The sequence below is a fragment of the Nonomuraea sp. NPDC050478 genome (assembly GCF_044458265.1).
GTDB classification, from domain to species: domain Bacteria; phylum Actinomycetota; class Actinomycetes; order Streptosporangiales; family Streptosporangiaceae; genus Nonomuraea; species Nonomuraea ferruginea.
Genome location: NZ_JBITHT010000005.1, coordinates 606,705 through 624,050 on the forward strand (window position 1 = coordinate 606,705; position 17,346 = coordinate 624,050).

14 protein-coding genes are annotated in these 17,346 nt (G+C 73.2%); 4 read left to right on the forward strand and 10 right to left on the reverse strand.

Features of this window, described 5'->3' with window-relative positions:
• Positions 1–3: 3 nt before the first annotated feature.
• Genes ACIBF7_RS27665 through ACIBF7_RS27685 form a run of 5 tightly spaced genes read right to left on the reverse strand, consistent with a single transcriptional unit; the run spans position 4 to position 4,003 of the window.
• On the reverse strand, positions 4–930 hold the full coding sequence (locus ACIBF7_RS27665) for a cation diffusion facilitator family transporter (protein WP_364225704.1): 927 nt from the start codon (positions 928–930) through the stop codon (positions 4–6).
• 46 nt (positions 931–976) lie between these two features.
• Positions 977–2,083, reverse strand: a complete 1,107-nt coding sequence (locus tag ACIBF7_RS27670; RefSeq protein ID WP_364225701.1) for an SIS domain-containing protein — start codon at positions 2,081–2,083, stop codon at positions 977–979.
• On the reverse strand, positions 2,080–2,247 hold the full coding sequence (locus ACIBF7_RS27675; protein WP_219543568.1) for a Trm112 family protein: 168 nt from the start codon (positions 2,245–2,247) through the stop codon (positions 2,080–2,082). Before ACIBF7_RS27675 ends, ACIBF7_RS27670 begins: the two co-directional genes overlap by 4 nt.
• Positions 2,244–3,593 carry a phosphomannomutase/phosphoglucomutase gene (locus tag ACIBF7_RS27680; RefSeq protein ID WP_397198485.1) on the reverse strand — a complete coding sequence of 450 codons (1,350 nt, stop codon included), beginning with the start codon at positions 3,591–3,593 and terminating at the stop codon, positions 2,244–2,246. The genes ACIBF7_RS27675 and ACIBF7_RS27680 overlap by 4 nt, the downstream gene beginning before the upstream one ends.
• A 41-nt stretch (positions 3,594–3,634) precedes the next feature.
• Positions 3,635–4,003: a DUF3499 domain-containing protein gene (locus ACIBF7_RS27685; protein ID WP_148034239.1), complete on the reverse strand. Its 369-nt coding sequence runs from the start codon at positions 4,001–4,003 to the stop codon at positions 3,635–3,637.
• Positions 4,004–4,152: 149 nt separating this feature from the next.
• On the opposite strand from ACIBF7_RS27685, the gene ACIBF7_RS27690 reads away from it, so the two are divergent.
• A complete protein-coding gene (locus ACIBF7_RS27690; protein ID WP_261808834.1) occupies positions 4,153–4,593 on the forward strand; it encodes a metallopeptidase family protein in 441 nt (146 codons plus the stop codon).
• 13 nt (positions 4,594–4,606) lie between these two features.
• On the opposite strand, the gene ACIBF7_RS27695 is transcribed toward ACIBF7_RS27690, so the two are convergent.
• The 4 genes from ACIBF7_RS27695 to ACIBF7_RS27710 form a co-directional block, all read right to left on the reverse strand.
• Complete coding sequence (locus ACIBF7_RS27695; RefSeq protein ID WP_364225695.1) at positions 4,607–5,911, reverse strand: DUF5719 family protein; 1,305 nt, start codon at positions 5,909–5,911, stop codon at positions 4,607–4,609.
• Between the two features lie 58 nt (positions 5,912–5,969).
• Positions 5,970–9,443, reverse strand: coding sequence for a glycosyltransferase (locus ACIBF7_RS27700; protein WP_397198486.1), 3,474 nt, complete (start codon positions 9,441–9,443; stop codon positions 5,970–5,972).
• Positions 9,444–9,557: 114 nt separating this feature from the next.
• Complete coding sequence (locus ACIBF7_RS27705; protein ID WP_185088496.1) at positions 9,558–9,818, reverse strand: WhiB family transcriptional regulator; 261 nt, start codon at positions 9,816–9,818, stop codon at positions 9,558–9,560.
• A 318-nt stretch (positions 9,819–10,136) separates the two neighbouring features.
• The gene (locus ACIBF7_RS27710; RefSeq protein ID WP_397198487.1) at positions 10,137–12,224 is read right to left on the reverse strand and encodes a hypothetical protein; all 2,088 of its coding nucleotides are present in this window, start codon (positions 12,222–12,224) and stop codon (positions 10,137–10,139) included.
• A gap of 159 nt (positions 12,225–12,383) precedes the next feature.
• Here ACIBF7_RS27710 and cofD point away from each other — a divergent pair, with 159 nt between their 5' ends.
• From cofD to ACIBF7_RS27725, 3 genes are all read left to right on the forward strand, one after another.
• Complete coding sequence (gene cofD, locus ACIBF7_RS27715; RefSeq protein WP_397198489.1) at positions 12,384–13,322, forward strand: 2-phospho-L-lactate transferase; 939 nt, start codon at positions 12,384–12,386, stop codon at positions 13,320–13,322.
• Positions 13,319–14,611, forward strand: coding sequence for a coenzyme F420-0:L-glutamate ligase (locus ACIBF7_RS27720; RefSeq protein WP_271276898.1), 1,293 nt, complete (start codon positions 13,319–13,321; stop codon positions 14,609–14,611). The genes cofD and ACIBF7_RS27720 overlap by 4 nt, the downstream gene beginning before the upstream one ends.
• A 125-nt stretch (positions 14,612–14,736) precedes the next feature.
• A complete protein-coding gene (locus ACIBF7_RS27725) occupies positions 14,737–15,477 on the forward strand; it encodes a lytic polysaccharide monooxygenase (protein ID WP_397198490.1) in 741 nt (246 codons plus the stop codon).
• Positions 15,478–15,522: 45 nt separating this feature from the next.
• Here ACIBF7_RS27725 and ACIBF7_RS27730 read toward each other — a convergent pair whose 3' ends face one another.
• The gene (locus ACIBF7_RS27730; protein ID WP_397198491.1) at positions 15,523–17,271 is read right to left on the reverse strand and encodes a substrate-binding and VWA domain-containing protein; all 1,749 of its coding nucleotides are present in this window, start codon (positions 17,269–17,271) and stop codon (positions 15,523–15,525) included.
• Positions 17,272–17,346 lie beyond the last annotated feature (75 nt).

Sequence of the window (17,346 nt, forward strand, 5' to 3'; positions counted from 1 at the left end):
CGGTCAGACCGTGGGCGACACCTCACGGTCGAGGTCGGGCTCCAGGTAGATGACGCGGGCGATCGGCACCGCCTCGCGGATGCGCCGCTCGGCCTCGTCGATGCCCTGGGCGATCTCCGGCGCGGTGTCGGACCGCGTCACCGCGATCTTGGCGGCCACCAGCAGCTCCTCCGGGCCGATGTGCAGCGTCTTCATGTGGATGACGCGGTCGACCTGCGAGGAGGCTTCGAGCGCGGCGCGGATGCGACCCTCCATCTCGGGGGCGGCGCTCTCGCCGAGCAGCAGCGACTTGGTCTCCACGGCCAGGATCACCGAGATGACGGCGAGCAGGGCGCCGATCATGAGGGTGCCGACGGCGTCCCAGATCGGGTTGCCCGTCACCACGGCCATCGTCACGCCGAACAGCGCGAAGATCAGGCCGAGCAGCGCGCCGAGGTCCTCCAGCAGGATGACGGGCAGCTCGGGCGCCTTGGACCGGCGGATGAACGCCATCCACCCCTGATCGCCGCGGACCGCGTTGGCCTCGATGATGGCCGTGCGGAACGAGAAGATCTCGGCGATGATCGCGAAGATGAGCACGCCGAACGCCCAGCCGGGCGAGGTGAGCGGCTCGGCGTGGGTCAGCTTGTGATAGCCCTCGTACAGCGAGAACAGCGCGCCGATCGCGAACAGCACCACGGCCACCACGAACGCGTAGAAGTAGCGCTCGCGCCCGTAGCCGAACGGGTGCTCGCGGGTGCTGGCCCGCTTGGCCCGCTTGCCGCCCAGCAGCAGCAACGCCTGGTTGCCCGAGTCGGCGACGGAGTGGATGCCCTCGGCCAGCATCGACGACGACCCGGTGAAGGCCGCCGCCACGAACTTCGCGACCGCGATGGACATGTTCGCGGCCAGAGCCGCGATGATTGCTTTGGTTCCGCCGCTCGCACTCACCGGTCGTCTCCAGTCATACGATCACAAAGTCCTGGACGGATGGATCCTAGTGGGAAATCCGAGCCCTCAACTCCGTGATCGGCCGCACCGGGGTCGGGTCGACGCCGTAACCCAGCGCGAGATAGGTGCTGGCGAAATCCGTCAGCCCGATCAGCGAGGCCAGCCGCTCCAGCGGGTGGTCGCCGTCGGACGCCAGCTCGGTGACGCGCACGTCGCGATCCTGTGCGACCCGTAGGACCGCCTCCCTCGTGCTGGTCACCCGGGGGTGCTCCTCCATGTCGCGCAGCAGCACCAGCCGGAGCGTCCGTGAGGAGGTGTCGGCGAAGATGTCGCGCTCGGCCAGCGGCCCGTCGAGCACCGCCACCTGGTTGTGGCCGGCCTCGGGCAGTTCGCCGGCCATCGCGGGATATTTGGCGTTCTCGTTGAGCCGGTGGGCGAAACGGGTGGCCGCCGCGGTGGCCAGCGGGGACGAGCCCCAGATCATCGGCACGGATTCGGCCAGGTCCATCGCCAGCGCCTTGCCGGGGTTGATGAACGAGTCGCTGGACGGCCGGCAGCGGTGCGCGATGTCTTCGAGCGTCCTGGCCACCCGCTCGTAGACCGTCGGCTCGGCCCGCACCAGCCTCAGCGAGGCGGCGGCCACCACCAGCGGGGTCGTCACGAGCCACAGGTCGGCCCTGGGCCGGCGGCCGGTGGGGATCGCCACATGGAGCGAGGACGACTGGACCGCCACCGCCTCCAGGGCGGACCCCGCGGGCCCGACCGCGAGGAGTGTGCAGCCGCGCCGCACCGCCTCGGCCGCCATGGCGAGCGTCTCTCCGGTCTCTCCGGACCAGGAGACGGCGATCACCAGGTCGGTCGCGCCCACCCAGCCGGGGAGCTGGTAGGAGCGCACCGTGACCACGGGGATCGGAGCGCCGGGCCCGCACACCGCGGCCAGGATGTCTCCCGCGAGGGCGGAGCCCCCCATGCCCGCGACCACGACCGCCCTCGGTCGCACGTTCGCGGAGAGGCGGTCGACGCCGGACTCGACCGCGCACCGATAGCCGGTGCGGACCTGGGCGGCGGAGTCGGCGACCGCGCGGAGCATGCCGCCGGGGTCGCCCTCGGTGAGGTGATGCGTGTCGTCGAGCCGCTCGGGCTCCCAGGTCACGGCTTCCTGGCCTCGTCGACGAGCAGGACGGGGATGTCGTCACGGACGGGATAGACCAGGCCGCAGCCGGTGCAGGCCAGCTCCTCGGCCTCGCCTTCGGCGCGGAGCGGCGCCTTGCACGCCGGGCACGCCAGGATCTCCAGCAGCCAGTCGTCGATCTTCACTGTTGAACCTCTCTCAGCAGGTCGAGGACCTCGTCCAGGACCGCCGTCATCGTGGTCTCGTCGGCCGCTTCGGCGTTGAGCCTGAGCAGCGGCTCGGTGTTGGACGCGCGCAGGTTGAACCACCAGCCGTCGCCGCTCACGGTGAGCCCGTCGAGCTCGTCGGCCTCGCCCCGGCCGCCGAACGCCGAGCGCACGCGGCGCACGGCCGCGTCCTGGTCGGCGACCGTGCTGTTGATCTCGCCCGAGGCGTGGTAGCGGGAGTAGGCGGACACCACCCGCGACAACGGGTCGGGCTGCTCGCCGAGCGCCGCCAGCACGTGCAGCGCGGCCAGCATGCCGGAGTCGGCGAACCAGAAGTCGCGGAAGTAGTAATGAGCGGAGTGTTCGCCGCCGAAGACGGCCCCGGTGCGGGCCATCTCGGCCTTGATGAACGAGTGGCCGACGCGGGTGCGGACCGGGTCGCCGCCGTGCTCGCGGACGATCTCCGGCACGCCGCGCGAGGTGATCAGGTTGTGGATGACCGTCGCGCCGGGGTGTTTGGCCAGCTCACGCACCGCCACCAGGGCCGTGATCGCGGACGGCGAGACGGACTCGCCGCGCTCGTCGACCACCCAGCACCGGTCGGCGTCGCCGTCGAAGGCCAGGCCGATGTCGGCGCCTTCCGCCACCACGGCCCGCTGCAGATCGACCAGGTTGGCCGCCTCCAGCGGGTTGGCGTCGTGGTTGGGGAAGGAGCCGTCGAGCTCGAAGTAGAGCGGGGTGAGGTCGATCGGCAGCCCGGCGAGGACCTCGGGGACGGTGTGGCCGCCCATGCCGTTGCCGGCGTCGACCACGACCTTGAGCCGCCTGATGCCCGACAGGTCGACGAGCGTGCGCAGGTGGTCGGCGTAGCCCGGCAGCAGGTCCTTCTCGATCAGCGACCCGGTGGGCGTGGCCGTGACGCCGACCAGCTCGGCCGCCCGGTCGCGGATCTCGGTGAGCCCGGTGTCGCCGCCGATCGGCACCGCGCCCGCGCGGCACATCTTCATCCCGTTGTACTGCGCGGGATTGTGGCTGGCGGTGAACATCACGCCCGGCAACCCCAGGCTGCCGCTGGCGTAGTAGAGCAGGTCGGTGGAGCCCAGCCCGGCGTGCACCACGTCGGCGCCGCGGGAACGGGCGCCCCGGACGAACGCGTCGGCCAGCACCGGGGACGACTCGCGCATGTCGTGGGCGAGGACCATCGACCGGGCGCCGGTCACCTCGACGAACGCCGCCCCCACGGCCTCGGCCACCGGCTCGTCGAACTCGTCGGGCACCAGGCCACGAACGTCATACGCCTTGAAGATCCTGGCGAGATCGCCCATCCAGCTCCGCCCCTAGGTCGTCACTCCGGCTAGAGCCGAGCCTACCGGTCGCGGTGCTGCTGGGCCGACCTCAGAACACGCAGGTGTCCGCGCCGCCCGACCTCGACTCCCTGGCCGACGGGCTCCCCCACGCCGGATCCGCTGGGCCTGGCCGCCTCCCTGACCGCGTTGGCCAGCGCTTCGAGATCGTCGGTGCTCGGTGTGGCGCCGTCGGTGGGCAGACGCACCACCTCCCAGCCGCGGGGGGCGGTGAGCCGCTCGGCGTGTTCGGCGCACAGGTCATAACAGTGCGGCTCGGCGTACGTCGCCAGAGGGCCGAGAACTGCGGTCGAATCGGCGTATACGTACGTGAGCGTGAAGACGGCAGGCTGACTGCAGGCGGTGCGGGAACAGCGGCGGACGGGGCTCACGGAGGGACCGTATCTGGTAAGGGGGCGGGACGCCACTATCTGAGCGCTCTTAAAAGGCGTGTCGCCACAATTCGGACAGCTGTCGCAGCCTTTCCACCTACATGCACCGATGCCGGTGTTCTTCGCCGGGGGCGGCTTACACTTGCCGTGTGACTAGCAAGCGCGGTCCTCGACGGCGCGACAGGCACGGCCGCGGCCTGCGCGGCCCGATCGCCCCTTCCTACGTTCCCATGGCCCGTGCCCGCAGCGAGCGCTTCGACGACCTGGTGCTCGACGCGGTCGACCGGCTCAGGCCGAAGTGGGGCAGGCAGCTGTCGTCGGTGGAGTTCGCGGTGGAGGAGGTGCCGCCGCTCAGCGAGCTGGGCGACGGGCCCGGCTTCGGCGCCGACCCGATCCCGCTCGGCCGCGCCGACACGGCCAGGGGGCAGGACCCGGCGTCCATCGTCCTCTACCGGCGCCCGCTGGAGGCCCGCGCCCGCGACCGCGACACGCTGGGCGCCCTCGTCCACGACACCGTGGTGGAGCAGGTCGCCTCCCTCCTCGGCCTGTCCCCCGAGACCGTCGACCCGGGCTACGACGAACGCCGCTGACAGCCGCGGCAGGTCAGGGGAGGACCGCACGGGGAGTGTCGGTGAGCGGCCGGAGCACGGTCCAGAGCCGGGCGGGGGCCAGGGGCTGAGCCGTGATCAGGAGACCGCTCCTGAGCCGCTCCTCCATCACCCGCCCCCCGTACACCCGTCCCGACACCGGCGTGACCACCACCGCGTACGCGCCCTCGCCCTTCAGCCGCACGTTCCTGGTCCGGTCCGCCGGCACCGCCACGTCGATCGGCGCGGGCGGTTCGCCGCTCTCCGGCACCACCTGCACCCGCACCTCCCCCGCGGCGCCCGGCGCGGTCAGCACCAGCCGGGAGCCGGCGCCGTTGGCGGCCACCGCGCTGCCCAGGTCGAGAGAGGGCGTGCCGGCGGTGAACGCCACGTCCGGCTGCCGCCCCGTACCCGTGATCACCACGCCCGCCACCACCGGCGCCGTCGAGGTGAGCACCAGGGCGGCCGACTCGCCGCCGATGCCGGTGGTCACGTCGAGCGGCAGCACGCTGCCCGCCGGCACGTCGACGGACTCCCTGCCGCGCATCGCGTACGCGGCGCCCTCGGTCACGGCCTTGATCGTCACGGTCGCGTCGGTCTCGCCGGGCGCGGCGACCAGCAGCTCACGACGCCCGCCGCCGCCGGGGACCGCGGGCACCACGACCTCGGTGGCCGGGGCCGCGGCCGGGGGCAGCCAGTCGACGCCGCCGGTCTCCAGCACCGCCCTGGCAGAGACCGCCAGCCTCCCGGTGAACGTCTTCACGCTGACCGCCATCACGTCGGCCGCGTCGGCCAGCGTGCGGAGGTCGATCTGGCGGTGCTCGCCGGGCTTGATCTCCAGCCCGAGGCCCCTTTCGCCGGAGACGGGCCCCTCCGCCGCGTACACCTCGACGTCGGCGAAGGCGGGCGCCTTGTCGGCGTTGACCAGGTGCAACGTGACGCGGGCGCGGGCGGGTCCCGGCCCGACGAGCCAGCTCTCGGCGGCGGGCTCGGCGCACCGCACCCCGGCCAGCCCGCGCCCGGTGCCGCTGGTCGTCCGCGTGATGTAGCCGGCCTCCAGTCCGCCCGGCCCGCTCACCGTGTACGGTTCCGCGTCCCTCATCGGCTCCCGTGACAGCGTCCCGGGCAGGTAGACGCTGACGTCCTCGCCTCGTGTGGCGGGACAGGCCGCGGTCGCCGCCTCCACCGCCACCTTCCTCGGCTGCGCCTCCACCGGCCGCTCCGCCGCCGGCCTGGTCACGTACGCGACCCCGTACAGACCGGCGAGCACCCCCACCACCAGCAAGATCAGCCCGAACCGCCCGGCCGCGAACCTCCTCATACCCCACCCCCCAGCCGAGACCGACCGACCACCCACCGGGGGCCCACGACGCGCGCTCTCATCGGGCGCCTGCCAGGACCGGGGACGGGTGGGAGGGTTCGGGGTCGGTGGCGGGGTCGCGGCGGCCGGGTGCGGCCAGCAGCAGCACGGCGAGGACCATCGCGCCCTGGAGCCACAGCCACGGGGTGTGCAGGAAGTGCGCGGGCGGAGGCTGGACGGGGGTGACCGTCTCGGCCACCCGCCACAGCCCGCCCGCTTCCGACAGGCTCATCCGCTGCAGCGACGGCTGCGAGTCCAGCGTCTCGGCCAGTCCGGCCGGCACCGGCGGGGCGATGGCGACCATGGCCACGCCCTGCTGGGCGAGCGTGGCGGCGTCCGTGCCGCCGCGCCCGCCGACGAGCCCTTCCGCGGCGGTGCGGACACGTGCGCGGGCCTCGGGGTCGGCGGGCAGTTCCGCCTCGCCGAGGAGCGGGGCCCGGCCGGGCAGCAAGGTGAACTCCGAACCGTTGACGAGCAGGATCCGCTCTCCGGGCCGCGCGTGGATCGCGGCCAGCGGGGGCGTCGGGTCGGGCACGTCCGATCGGAGCGGCCCGCGTACCCCCTGGACGACCCAGTGACCGGCGGCGAGCAGCGGCGCGCTGATCGCCACGGCGGCCACCAGCACCGCCGCCATCCGGCGCACCCCGCCTGCCGCACCCAGCGCGGCGAGGCCCGGCGCGCTCAGGCCCGCGAGCACGATCAGCGCGGCGGCGGCCAGTGCCAGCGGCACGCCGGGCCAGGCCGTCGCGCCCGACACGGTGATCCGGGCGATCACGACCGCCACCAGCATCGCGAACAGGGCGGCCGCCCACCCGGCGGCCACCGCCCGCCGCCGCCTGCGGGCGAGCAGGGCGGCGAGCCCCGCGGCGACCAGCCCGGCGGTCACCCAGAACGGCGGCACGCCGGGCCCGCCCGGGTTGAGCGCCAGCAGGGACTCCGGCCCGAGCCGGGCGTCGCTCAGCGCCGGGCCGTGCAGCCCGGCCTCCAGCAGGAGCCGGCCCGGGTCCAGCGCCTGGTCCACCAGCCACGGCAGCAGCAGGGCGACCGGCACGGCCAGCGCGATGCCCGCCGAGGTCAGGACGCCGGGCCGCGCCCCGCGCAGCAGCCAGGCCGCCGCCCCGCCCAGCACGGCGACCAGCACGTAGACGAGCGGCACGAACGCGGTCCCGACGGCCAGCAGCAGACCGAGCCCCCAGGCGGCGCGGCGCGACCGGCGCGGGTCCCCGAACAGCAGGTGCCCGCCGAGCACCGCGTAAGCGGGCAACAGCACATGCACCACCGCCGTACCCAGCCGCCCGGCCGCGACCGCACCGGTCACGACAGGCAGCAACGCGTACGTGGCCGCCACCCACACCCGAACCGCCACCCCAGTACGAGTGACCGCCCCCTCACCCCACCCCACCGGGGAATCGGCGGCCCGGCCCGCACGCCGCCCGGCCGCGGAATCGGTGGCGGGACCCTCAACCTGCTCCCCCGTCCCGGTATCGACGGCAGCTCCACGCCGCCCCCGCCGCCGCCTGCCCGGCTCGGCACCCGAAGGGCGGCCAGCGGCCGAAGTGACGTCAAGAGTCGAGGAGAGGCCCCGGCGCGGAGACCCGCTCGCGGCCAGAGCCTGGTCGGAAGGCGAGGCGAGATCAAAACCCGAAGAACCCTCCGCAGCCGGGGAGCGGCCGGAGGACGAGATGAAATTCGGACCCGAAGAACCGTCCCCAGTCGGAAAGCGACCCGAGGACGAGGCGAAATCAGGACCCGAAGAACCGTCCCCGACCGAGGAACGGCCCCAGGGCGAGACGGGATCACGACCCGAAGAACCGTCCGCGACCGGGGAACGGCCCGAGGACAAGAGGGGATCACGACCCGAGAAAGCATCCGCGACCGCCGAGCGACCCGAGGACGAGAAGGGATCACGGCCCGAAGGACCGTCCGCGGCCGGAGAGCGGCCGGACGAGGAGGGGCGGTCGGATGGGGGGTGTTTTGAGCGGCGGAGGAACGGGGGGCGGCCGGTTGGGTGGTTCGGGCGGCGGAGGAATGGGGGGAGGTCGGGGAGGGTGGTCAGGCGGCGGGTGGCGAGGTACGCGGACGCCCCCGCCAGGGGCACCGCGCCGAGGAGCAGCGCCGACACCACCGGACCCGTCTGCCCGAAGGCAGGCAGGGACAGCGCCGCCAGCACCGCCACGTACGGCGGCGCCCAGCCGGCGGAGCCGCCGGTGTAGAAGGCCCAGAGGTCGGCCGCGCTCCCGGTCACCGGGACGAGCGCCCCGCCGCCGAGCCGGTCTCCGCCCAGCAGGGAGCGCGAGGCCACCAGCGTGACCAGGGTGAGCGCCAGCACGAGCAGCACCCCCGGCCGGCCGAGGAAGCGCTTGACCGCGCCGCGGTCCTCCGGCGGGAGCTCGTCGGGGTCCTCCGGCTTGCCGGGGGCGGCGGCGTGGTGGTGCCGGCCGGCGGACTCGACCGGCCGGTCGCCGCTCAGGAAGCCGCGCACCATGTCGACCAGCCGCCGCAGCCCCGACCCTCTGGGCGTGAGCAGCAACCGGACTCGCGCGTACCCCTTCTTGCGCCCCGCCCGCCTGGCCCGCCGCGCCCGCAGCAGCCGCAGCGGGTGGATGAGGATGGACCCGAGCGCGACCAGCTCGTCCAGCGCGTTCGCGGGCTGCTTGCCCACCAGGAACAGCGACGTCCGTACGAACGAGCCGAGCACGTTCCTGACCAGCGCCCACAGCATGGTGCGGAACGGCAGGTTCGCCATGACGACGAAGATCGCGTTGCGCCGGTCCAGGCGGCGCGGGTGGTCGCCGCTGACCGTGATGCGCCGCCGCCTGCGTGCCGCCGCCTCGGCGTGCCAGGCGACGGCGTCGGTGACGGCCAGCACGCGGTGGCCCGCGTTCCGTACCCGCCAGCACAGGTCGAGGTCGTCGCGGAAGAGCGGGAAGAACGGGTCGAGCCCGCCGGCCGCCTCCCACACGTCGCGGCGGATCAGCATCCCGGCGGTGGACACCGACAGCGCCTCGCGGGTGCCGTCGTGCTGCCCCTGGTCGAACTCGTGCGGCTCCAGGCCGGTGTCCCTGCGGCCGGTGAGCCCGACGGTCACGCCGATCTCCAGCAGCCGCCGCCGGTCCAGCCAGTCGCGCAGCTTCGGACCCAGCACGGCGGCCTTGCGGTCCTGGCCGGCGGCGTACAGCAGCGCCTCCAGAGCCCGCCAGTCGGGGGCGCAGTCGTCGTGCAGCAGCCAGACCCACTCGTCCTCGACGGCGGGCAGGTCGCTCAGCGCCTCGGCCACGGCCTCGCCGAAGCCCGTGGACCGGGGCAGCCTGCGCACGTTGCCGGGGCCGAGCGCCTCCGTCAGCAGGTCGGCCGAGCCGTCGCGGCTGCCGTTGTCGACACCGACCACGCGGTCCGGGCGCCGGCTCTGGCCCAGCAGGCCACGCAGGGTCTCCCCGAGCCAGCGGGCCCCGTCGTGGGAGACGACGACCACGGTGACGTAGGGACGGGACATCAGGCTCCAAGGGGCGGATGATCGGCGGCGCTTACCCTACAGGCCGAACCGGGTCATCCACATGAAAAAGGGGCCACACGGGAACTCCCGTGTGACCCCTCCGTCCACATATCGCTAAACGGCCTCGCGCTTGATCCTTCTGCGCTCCCGCTCGGACAACCCACCCCAGATGCCGAAGCGCTCGTCGTGCTCAAGTGCGTATTCCAAGCACTCGGCACGAACCTCGCACGATCGGCACACCTTCTTGGCTTCTCTGGTGGAGCCGCCCTTTTCCGGGAAGAACGCCTCCGGATCAGTCTGCGCGCAGAGCGCGCGCTCCTGCCAGCCCAGTTCTTCAGCGTCAAGCTGATCTTGTGCGATGACCAAGTCGGTCACTGCACACCTCCCTGCCGCCCGCCCGCAATGGAGCCCCCCATGGAACGCCTTCCTTATTACCCACCCACTGGAAGGCGTAACAACATGGTTGTAATTACACGCGTGTGCTGTACGTGACGTCAAGCGGCATGCCGGTATCCGGGGAAAGACCTGGTCTCGCCCCGGTCCAGCTCGCGTGTGTGGTTCGCGCCCGAATTGCGCCGTTCTGATGCGGCGTGGACGGGCGTGTTCAACGCTGTCAGCGGTCGGAACCGTATCAGGGCGGGATAGAGCTCCGCCCTTCAGCCACCTCTTCTCTAGCAGTCCTTTGCGGGTCCCTTACCTGCGGGGCTCGTTGGGGGTGTATATCGCCGTCGGGTCGATCGGGTCGTCCCCGCGGTAGGAGTTCGGGTCGAGCCTGACCGTCGAGTCCGCCGGCTGGCCGCCGCTCCAGCCCGCGGGCGCCTGGTGGGTCGGCTGGTAGGCCTGCGGCTCGTACGGGTTCGGCTGGCCGGGCTGGTGCTGGCCCTGCTGCGGCGCCTGGTGCTGGGGCTGGGGTTGGTGGGCCTGCTGCTGGGGCGGCTGCTGCGGGTGGCCGAACGGGTCGTCGTACGGGCTCGGCTGGCTGGTGTAGTCCGGCACGCGCAGGTCGGGCTGGGTGCCGATGATGCCTGACTGGTACGTCTCCGCCTGCTGGTAGGCGTCGAGCAGCTGCTGCGAGCGCGGGTCCACGGGCGGGTCGGGCTCCTGGGGGGACCCGAACTCGTGGCCGGAGTACCCCGTGAACGGCTGGCCGCCCTGCTGCGGGGACTGCTGGTCGAACGCCGGCGGCTGGTCGTAGTAGGGCTGCTGGGCCTGGTCGGCCTGGGGGTAGGGGACGCTCGGCGCGGTCTCGCCCGAGGAGTAGGGCTGGCCGAACCCGCCGGACTGGCCCGCCGAGGGCTGGCTGTCCGCCTGCGGCGTGTACGGGGCGTACGCGTTGGGCTGGCTGTCGGCGGGGGCGTACGGGTTCGGCTGGGCGTAGACGTCGGGCTGGCTCTCGGCCGGGGCGTACGGGTTGGGCGGGGGGTACGCGTTGGGCTGGCTGTCGGCGGGCACGTACGGGGCGGGCTGGTACTCCTGGGGCTTGAACCCGGCGTCCGGCGAGGTCTCACCGGAGGTGTACGCGGCCTGCTGGGCCTGGGGGGCGTAGGGGTCCTGGGCGTGGGCGGGCGTGGCGTACGGGTCCTGTCCCTGGCCGGGCGGCACGTACTGCTCCTGCGACTGCGCGGGCGGCGCCGCGTACGGGTCCTGGGCCTGCGGCGCGAACTGGTCCGGCGCCTGCGCGGGCGGCGCGTACTGGTCCTGGACGGGCGGAGTCGCGTACGCGCCCTGGGCGGGCGCGGCGTACTGGTCCTGGACGGAGGGGGCGTAGGCGTCCTGGGCGGGCGGAGCGTACTGGTCCTGGACGGGCGGGGCGTAGGCGTCCTGAGCGGGCGGAGCGTACTGATCCTGGACAGGCGGGACGTAGGCGTCCTGAGCGGGCGGAGCGTACTGGTCCTGGACGGGCGCGGCGTACGGGTCCTGGGCCGGGGCCTGTTGGGGGAAGGCCGGCTCGTGGCTCTGGTCGCGGTCCGCGGGGGCGGCCGGGAGCGCGGCCCTCGGCTGCTGGGACGGGGGCGGCGGCTGGTATGCCTCCTGCCCCTGCTGCGCGAATCCGGGAACGCCCTGGGACGGAGGCTGCTGGGCGTACTCCTGCGACGGAGGCTGGGGAGCGTATTCCTGGGACGGCGGCTGGGGGGCGTACTCCTGGGGCGGCGGCTGCTGGGCGAACCCCGGCATCGGCTGGCCCTGCGAAGGCGGCTGCTGGCCGTAGCCCGGCATCGGCTGGCCCTGGGACGGAGGCTGCTGGCCGTACCCCTGCTGCTGGCCGAAGTCGGGCTGCTGCCCGTACCCCTGCTGGCCGAAGCCCTGCGGGCCGTACCCCGGCGGGAAGCCCTGCGGGTAGCCGGTGGGCTTGCGCTCGGGCAGGACCTGGGGCAGCAGGTAGACCAGCGCGATGACGGTCAGCGCGAGCTGGGGCGCGCCGCCGAGCACGAACTCCACGGTGGAGCGCGCGCTCCGGTCCGCGAACAGCCCCATCAGCAGCGACAGCGCGCCGAACAGGGTGGCCAGCCCGAGGAACGCCGCGGCGCCGTACGCCGCGATCTTGGCCTTGGGCGAGGGCGGGCCGACCTTGGTGAGCAGCAGCACCGCGCCGAGCAGCAACGCGGTCACCACGGGACTGGTCAGGGCCCCGAAGTACATGGAGGCGCGCTCGGTGATCGTGAGACTGCCGGACGAGCCGATGAAGATCCGGCCGAGCGTGACCAGGATGTCCAGACCGCCGGCGGCCAGCATGATCCAGGCGGCCGGCTCTCTCAACCGGGCGACGTCAAGCTTGTTCACAACTACCCCCATCAGACCCTTTAGCCCGAAGGGAGTTTGCCATATCGTGGCAAAGACCGCTTCGATCACAGGTCGCGCGTTGGTCTCAATGCGCGCCCTTCCTCCCGCTTGCCCCGGCTCAGGGGAAGGGACAAAAGGGCACGATGCAAGACTGACCGCATGCACATCGTGTCCCTCGCCGGCGGCATCGGCGGCGCCCGTTTCCTGCGCGGGCTGCGCGCCACCGCCCCGGACGACCAGATCACCGTGATCGGCAACACCGGTGACGACATCACCCTGTTCGGCCTGCGGGTCTGCCCCGATCTCGACACCGTCATGTACACCCTGGGCGGCGGCATCAACGAGGAACAGGGCTGGGGCCGCCTGGACGAGACCCACGTGGTCAAGGAGGAGCTGGCCGCGTACGGGGTCGAACCGCAGTGGTTCGGGCTGGGCGACCGCGACTTCGCCACCCACATCGTGCGCTCCCAGATGCTGGAGGCCGGCTTCCCGCTCTCCCAGATCACCCAGGCCCTCTGCACCCGCTGGCAGCCGGGGGTGCGGCTGCTGCCGATGACCGACGACCGGTGCGAGACGCACGTGGTCATCTCCGACGAGCGGGGCAGGCGCGCCGTCCACTTCCAGGAGTGGTGGGTCCGGCTGCGCGCCTCGGTCCCGGCGGAGTCGTTCGCGCTGGTCGGCGTCGACGCCGCCAAGCCCGCGCCGGGCGTGCTGGAGGCCATCGCCGAGGCCGACCTGGTGATCCTGCCGCCGTCCAACCCGGTGGTCAGCATCGGGACGATCCTCCAGGTCCCGGGCATCCGCGAGGCGCTGCTGGCGAAGACCGTGGTGGGCGTCTCGCCCATCATCGGCGGCGTCCCGGTGCGCGGCATGGCCGACGCCTGCCTGACGGCGATCGGGGTCGAGACCAGCGCCCAGGCGGTGCTGGAGCTGTACGGCGCCGAGCTGGTCGACGGCTGGCTGGTGGCGCCCGAGGACTCCGGGGTGGAGCTGGAAGGCGTCCGGGTGGCGGCCCGTCCCCTTCTCATGACCGACCAGGACGCGGCGGCCGCCATCGCCCGCGCCGCCCTCGACCTCGCGCAGGAGCTCTCCCGATGACCGCTGACCCCACCCTCTCCGCGGCCGAGCGGCTGGAGGTGTTCGGCGTGCCCGGCCTCGGCGAGGTGCGCCCCGGAGACGACCTGGCCGCCCTGCTGGCGGACGCGGACGTGCGTGACGGCGACATCGTCGTCGTCACGTCCAAGATCGTGAGCAAGGCGGAGGGCCGCGTCCGCGAGGCCCCCGACCGGGCCAAGGCCATCGAGGACGAGACCGTCCGGGTGGTCGCCAGGCGCGGCGACACGGTGATCTCGCAGACCCGCCACGGCTTCGTCATGGCCGCCGCCGGGGTCGACGCGTCCAACACCGCCGCCGGCACCGTCCTGCTGCTCCCCGAGGATCCCGACGCCTCGGCGCGCCGGATCAGGGCCGGTCTGGGCCGCCGCGTCGGAGTGATCGTCTCCGACACGTTCGGCCGGCCGTGGCGGAACGGGCTGACCGACGTGGCCATCGGCGTGGCAGGGATGCTCCCGCTGGCCGACTTCCGCGGCGGCGCCGACACCCACGGCAACCCGCTCAGCGCCACCGTGACGGCCCTGGCCGACGAGATCGCCGCCGCGGCCGAGCTGGTCAAGGGCAAGCTCGACGGGGTCCCCGTGGCGATCGTGCGCGGGCTGTCGCATCTGGTGACCGAGGACGACGGCCCGGGGGTCCGGCCGCTGGTGCGGCCCGCCGACGAGGACATGTTCCGGTACGGGTCGCGCGACGTGGTCTTCGCCCGCCGGACGATCAGGGCGTTCGCCGACCGGCCGGTGGATCCGCAGGCGGTGCGGCGGGCCGTGGCGGCGGGCATCGCCGCCCCCGCGCCGCACCACACGACGCCGTGGCGGTTCGTGCTGGTGGAGTCGGCGGAGACCCGGGTGCGGCTGCTCGACGCCATGCGGGAGGCGTGGATCGCCGACCTGCGCGGCGACGGGTTCACCGAGGAGTCGATCGCCAAGCGGATCAGGCGCGGCGACGTGCTGCGCGACGCGCCCTACCTGGTGGTGCCGTGCCTGGTGATGGAGGGCTCGCACACGTACCGCGACGAGCGGCGCAACGCGGCGGAGCGGGAGATGTTCGTGGTGGCGACGGGCGCCGGGGTGCAGAACTTCCTGGTTCAGCTCGCCGTCGAAGGGCTGGGCTCGGCGTGGGTGTCGTCGACCATGTTCTGCCGCCCGGTGGTGCGTGAGGTGCTCGACCTGCCGGAGGCGTGGGACCCGATGGGGTGCGTCGCGGTGGGCCACGCCGCCGCTCCCCCGCGCGACCGGGCGCCGCGCGACGCCGCGGACTTCACGGTGACGCGTTGATCCGGGGCGGCAGGGGTCACGTATCTCTCACTGACTGGCTTTCTCATGAATAGTCACGAATCGGTTCACTGTTAGGAAACTTTCCTTTACATTGGGCGCACCCCCCAAGGTAAAGGAGCCACTCGATGCGAAGGATGCTCACAGTACTGTCGGTGGCGGCGCTCGCCTCCGCCACCACGGTCGTCTCCGCCGCCCCCGCCCTGGCCCACGGGTACGTGAACGCGCCGCCCAGCCGGCAGGCCCACTGCGCGCAGGGCCGGGTCTCCGGCTGCGGCGACATCATCTACGAGCCGCAGAGCGTGGAAGGCCAGAAGGGCCAGCGCAACTGCCACGGCGGCGTGGCCCGATTCGCCCAGCTCAGCGACGAGAGCAAGAACTGGCCCGTCACCTCGGTCGGCACCACGGTCAACTTCAACTGGACGCTGACCGCCCGCCACGCCACCAGCACCTGGGAGTACTACATCGGCGCCAACCGCGTCGCCGTGTTCAACGACGGCGGCCGGCAGCCCGCCGCCCAGGTCAGCCACACCGTGAACCTGTCGGGCTACAGCGGCAAGCAGAAGGTCCTGGCCATCTGGAACATCGCCGACACCCCCATGGCCTTCTACGCCTGCATCGACCTGCAGATCGGCGGCGGCGGCAACCCCACCCCGACTCCGACACCCACCCCCACGCCCACCACTCCGACCCCGACCCCGACCCCGACGCCCACCTCGAACCCGGGCGGCACCTGGAAGGCCGGCACCGCGTACGCGGTCGGCTCCACCGTGACCTACGGCGGCGCCACCTACCGCTGCATCCAGGCGCACACCGCCCTCACCGGCTGGGAGCCGCCGAACGTGCCCGCCCTCTGGCAGCGCGTCTGACGATCCCGTGAGCCGAAGGGGGCGCCCCGCACGGCGCCCCCTTCTTCACGCCCCCGGCTTGCAGGTGGGGTGGCAGAGGCGGCGGGCCAGGGCGGCGAGGAAGACGTCGATGATCTCGCCGGGCTGCTGGGCCACGTGCAGCGAGCCGTTGGTGGCGGCGGTGATGGCCGTCAGGCCGTCGCGGTCCACGTCGTCGCCGAAGGCGATGACGATGATCTGGACCGGCCGGTCCGGCTTCCACTCCCCGCGCAGCCGGTCCAGCAGGGCCTGCCGCTTGACGCCGCGGCCGTCGTCCTTCCCGGCGGTGATCACCAGGAGCGTGTTGTTCATCTCCTCGCGGTACTCGCCGCCGACCTCGCGGAAGCCGCCGAGTATCGCGTCGTAGAGCGAGCTGTCGCGGTCCGGGTCGGCCTTCATCGTGGTGGTCAGCCGGTTCAGCTCGCCGCGCCGGACGAGCTGGCCGGACTCCGGCTCGTTGATCGGCCCCAGGCCGACCCGCTCGCGGTAGCCGTGCAGGCCGCCGGCCCGGTGCGCGAACTCCCACAGCCCCATGTGCGTGGACTCGGGGAAGAGCTGGAGCCCGATCCTGGCCGCCTCCAGCGCGACCTCGGCCTTGGTTGTGCCCTTCAGCTTCTCGGCCATGTGCCTGGAGGTGTCGGTCAGCACGAGGATGTTCGTCGGCGGGGCGAGCCTGCTCCACGCCCGCAGCGCCTCGTCGATGTCCTCGGGCGACACCGACGGGCGCACCTTCGGCGTCGCCTGCGGGATCTCCGGGCCCGGCGAGATCGGCCCGTGCGCGCCGTCCCCCGACCGGAAACCCGCCCGGCGCACGATCTCCTGCGCCTCGGCGTCCGCCAGCCAACCGGCGAACGCCTTGGACGCCTCGGCCACGGCCGGGTCGGTGGCGGTCACCACGTACGGGTAGTCGAGCGTGATCGTGCCCTCGCGCGGGTGCAGCGCGACCACCGGGTCGTCCGACGGGGCGCGGTTGTGGTGCCACACCGACTGCTCGGGCACGATGACGACCGGCCGCTGCCAGAACGTGCGGTCGTCCACCGCGGTCAGCATGCTCCGGTAGTCGGGCGCCGACCCGGCCTGCGCCCACCGGACGAACGCGGTCAGCGCCTTGTCCGCCTCCGGGCCCGTACCGACCACGTCGCGGGCGGCGGCGACGGTGGCGATGCCCGCGCCCGCCAGCGAGGGGTCGGGCACGCGGACGACGTCGGGCTCGTTCTCCGTGGGCGCGAGCCGGCCCCGGACGGTGGCCGGGAACACCATCCGCCAGTTCATCTCCGTCTTGCCGATGGCGAACCGCTCGGCCAGCGACGAGCGGGTGGCGAACACCAGCGGCGAGGTGGCCACCACGGTCTCGCCGCCCGGCAGCGCGCCGGCCCCCTGGTCGCGGGCGAGCCGGATCCAGGCGGACGAGTCGGCCACCCACCCGTCCGGCCGCTCGCGCAGCACGCCCACCTTGTCGCCGATGAGCGTGCGTAAGACCGTGGCCGGAGGCTGCTCGGTCACCTGGACGAGCACGCACCGGCCGCCGGCCGTGGTCCTGGTCTCGTTGAACCGCCCGGCCGCCTCCATGACGGCGGGGGCCACGTCCACCGCGGCCGCCACGTCGACCAGAACAGGCTCTCGCGTGGCGCACACGGCCGCGCCGCCGCCGAACACCAGGACGATCGCCGCCGCGAGCACGGCCACCACGGTCGTGCCCGCCAGCACGCCGCGCCACAGCGCCCGGCTCCGCCTCTGCTGGGGGGACAGCGCGGCGCGGTGTCGGCCCAAACGCACGGTGAAACCTCTCTCCGAAGGGGGTGCCGATGTTCCCAGTGCCTCCCAGAGCGGACGCCAGTCTAACTAGAACTG

Coding starts and splice junctions, on each gene's coding strand:
- ACIBF7_RS27695 (WP_364225695.1), bottom strand. CDS start 5,911: ATGAGGAGGTTCGCGGCCGGGCGGTTCGGGCTGATCTTGCTGGTGGTG.
- ACIBF7_RS27720 (WP_271276898.1), top strand. CDS start 13,319: ATGACCGCTGACCCCACCCTCTCCGCGGCCGAGCGGCTGGAGGTGTTC.
- ACIBF7_RS27680 (WP_397198485.1), bottom strand. CDS start 3,593: ATGGGCGATCTCGCCAGGATCTTCAAGGCGTATGACGTTCGTGGCCTG.
- ACIBF7_RS27725 (WP_397198490.1), top strand. CDS start 14,737: ATGCGAAGGATGCTCACAGTACTGTCGGTGGCGGCGCTCGCCTCCGCC.
- ACIBF7_RS27700 (WP_397198486.1), bottom strand. CDS start 9,443: ATGTCCCGTCCCTACGTCACCGTGGTCGTCGTCTCCCACGACGGGGCC.
- cofD (WP_397198489.1), top strand. CDS start 12,384: ATGCACATCGTGTCCCTCGCCGGCGGCATCGGCGGCGCCCGTTTCCTG.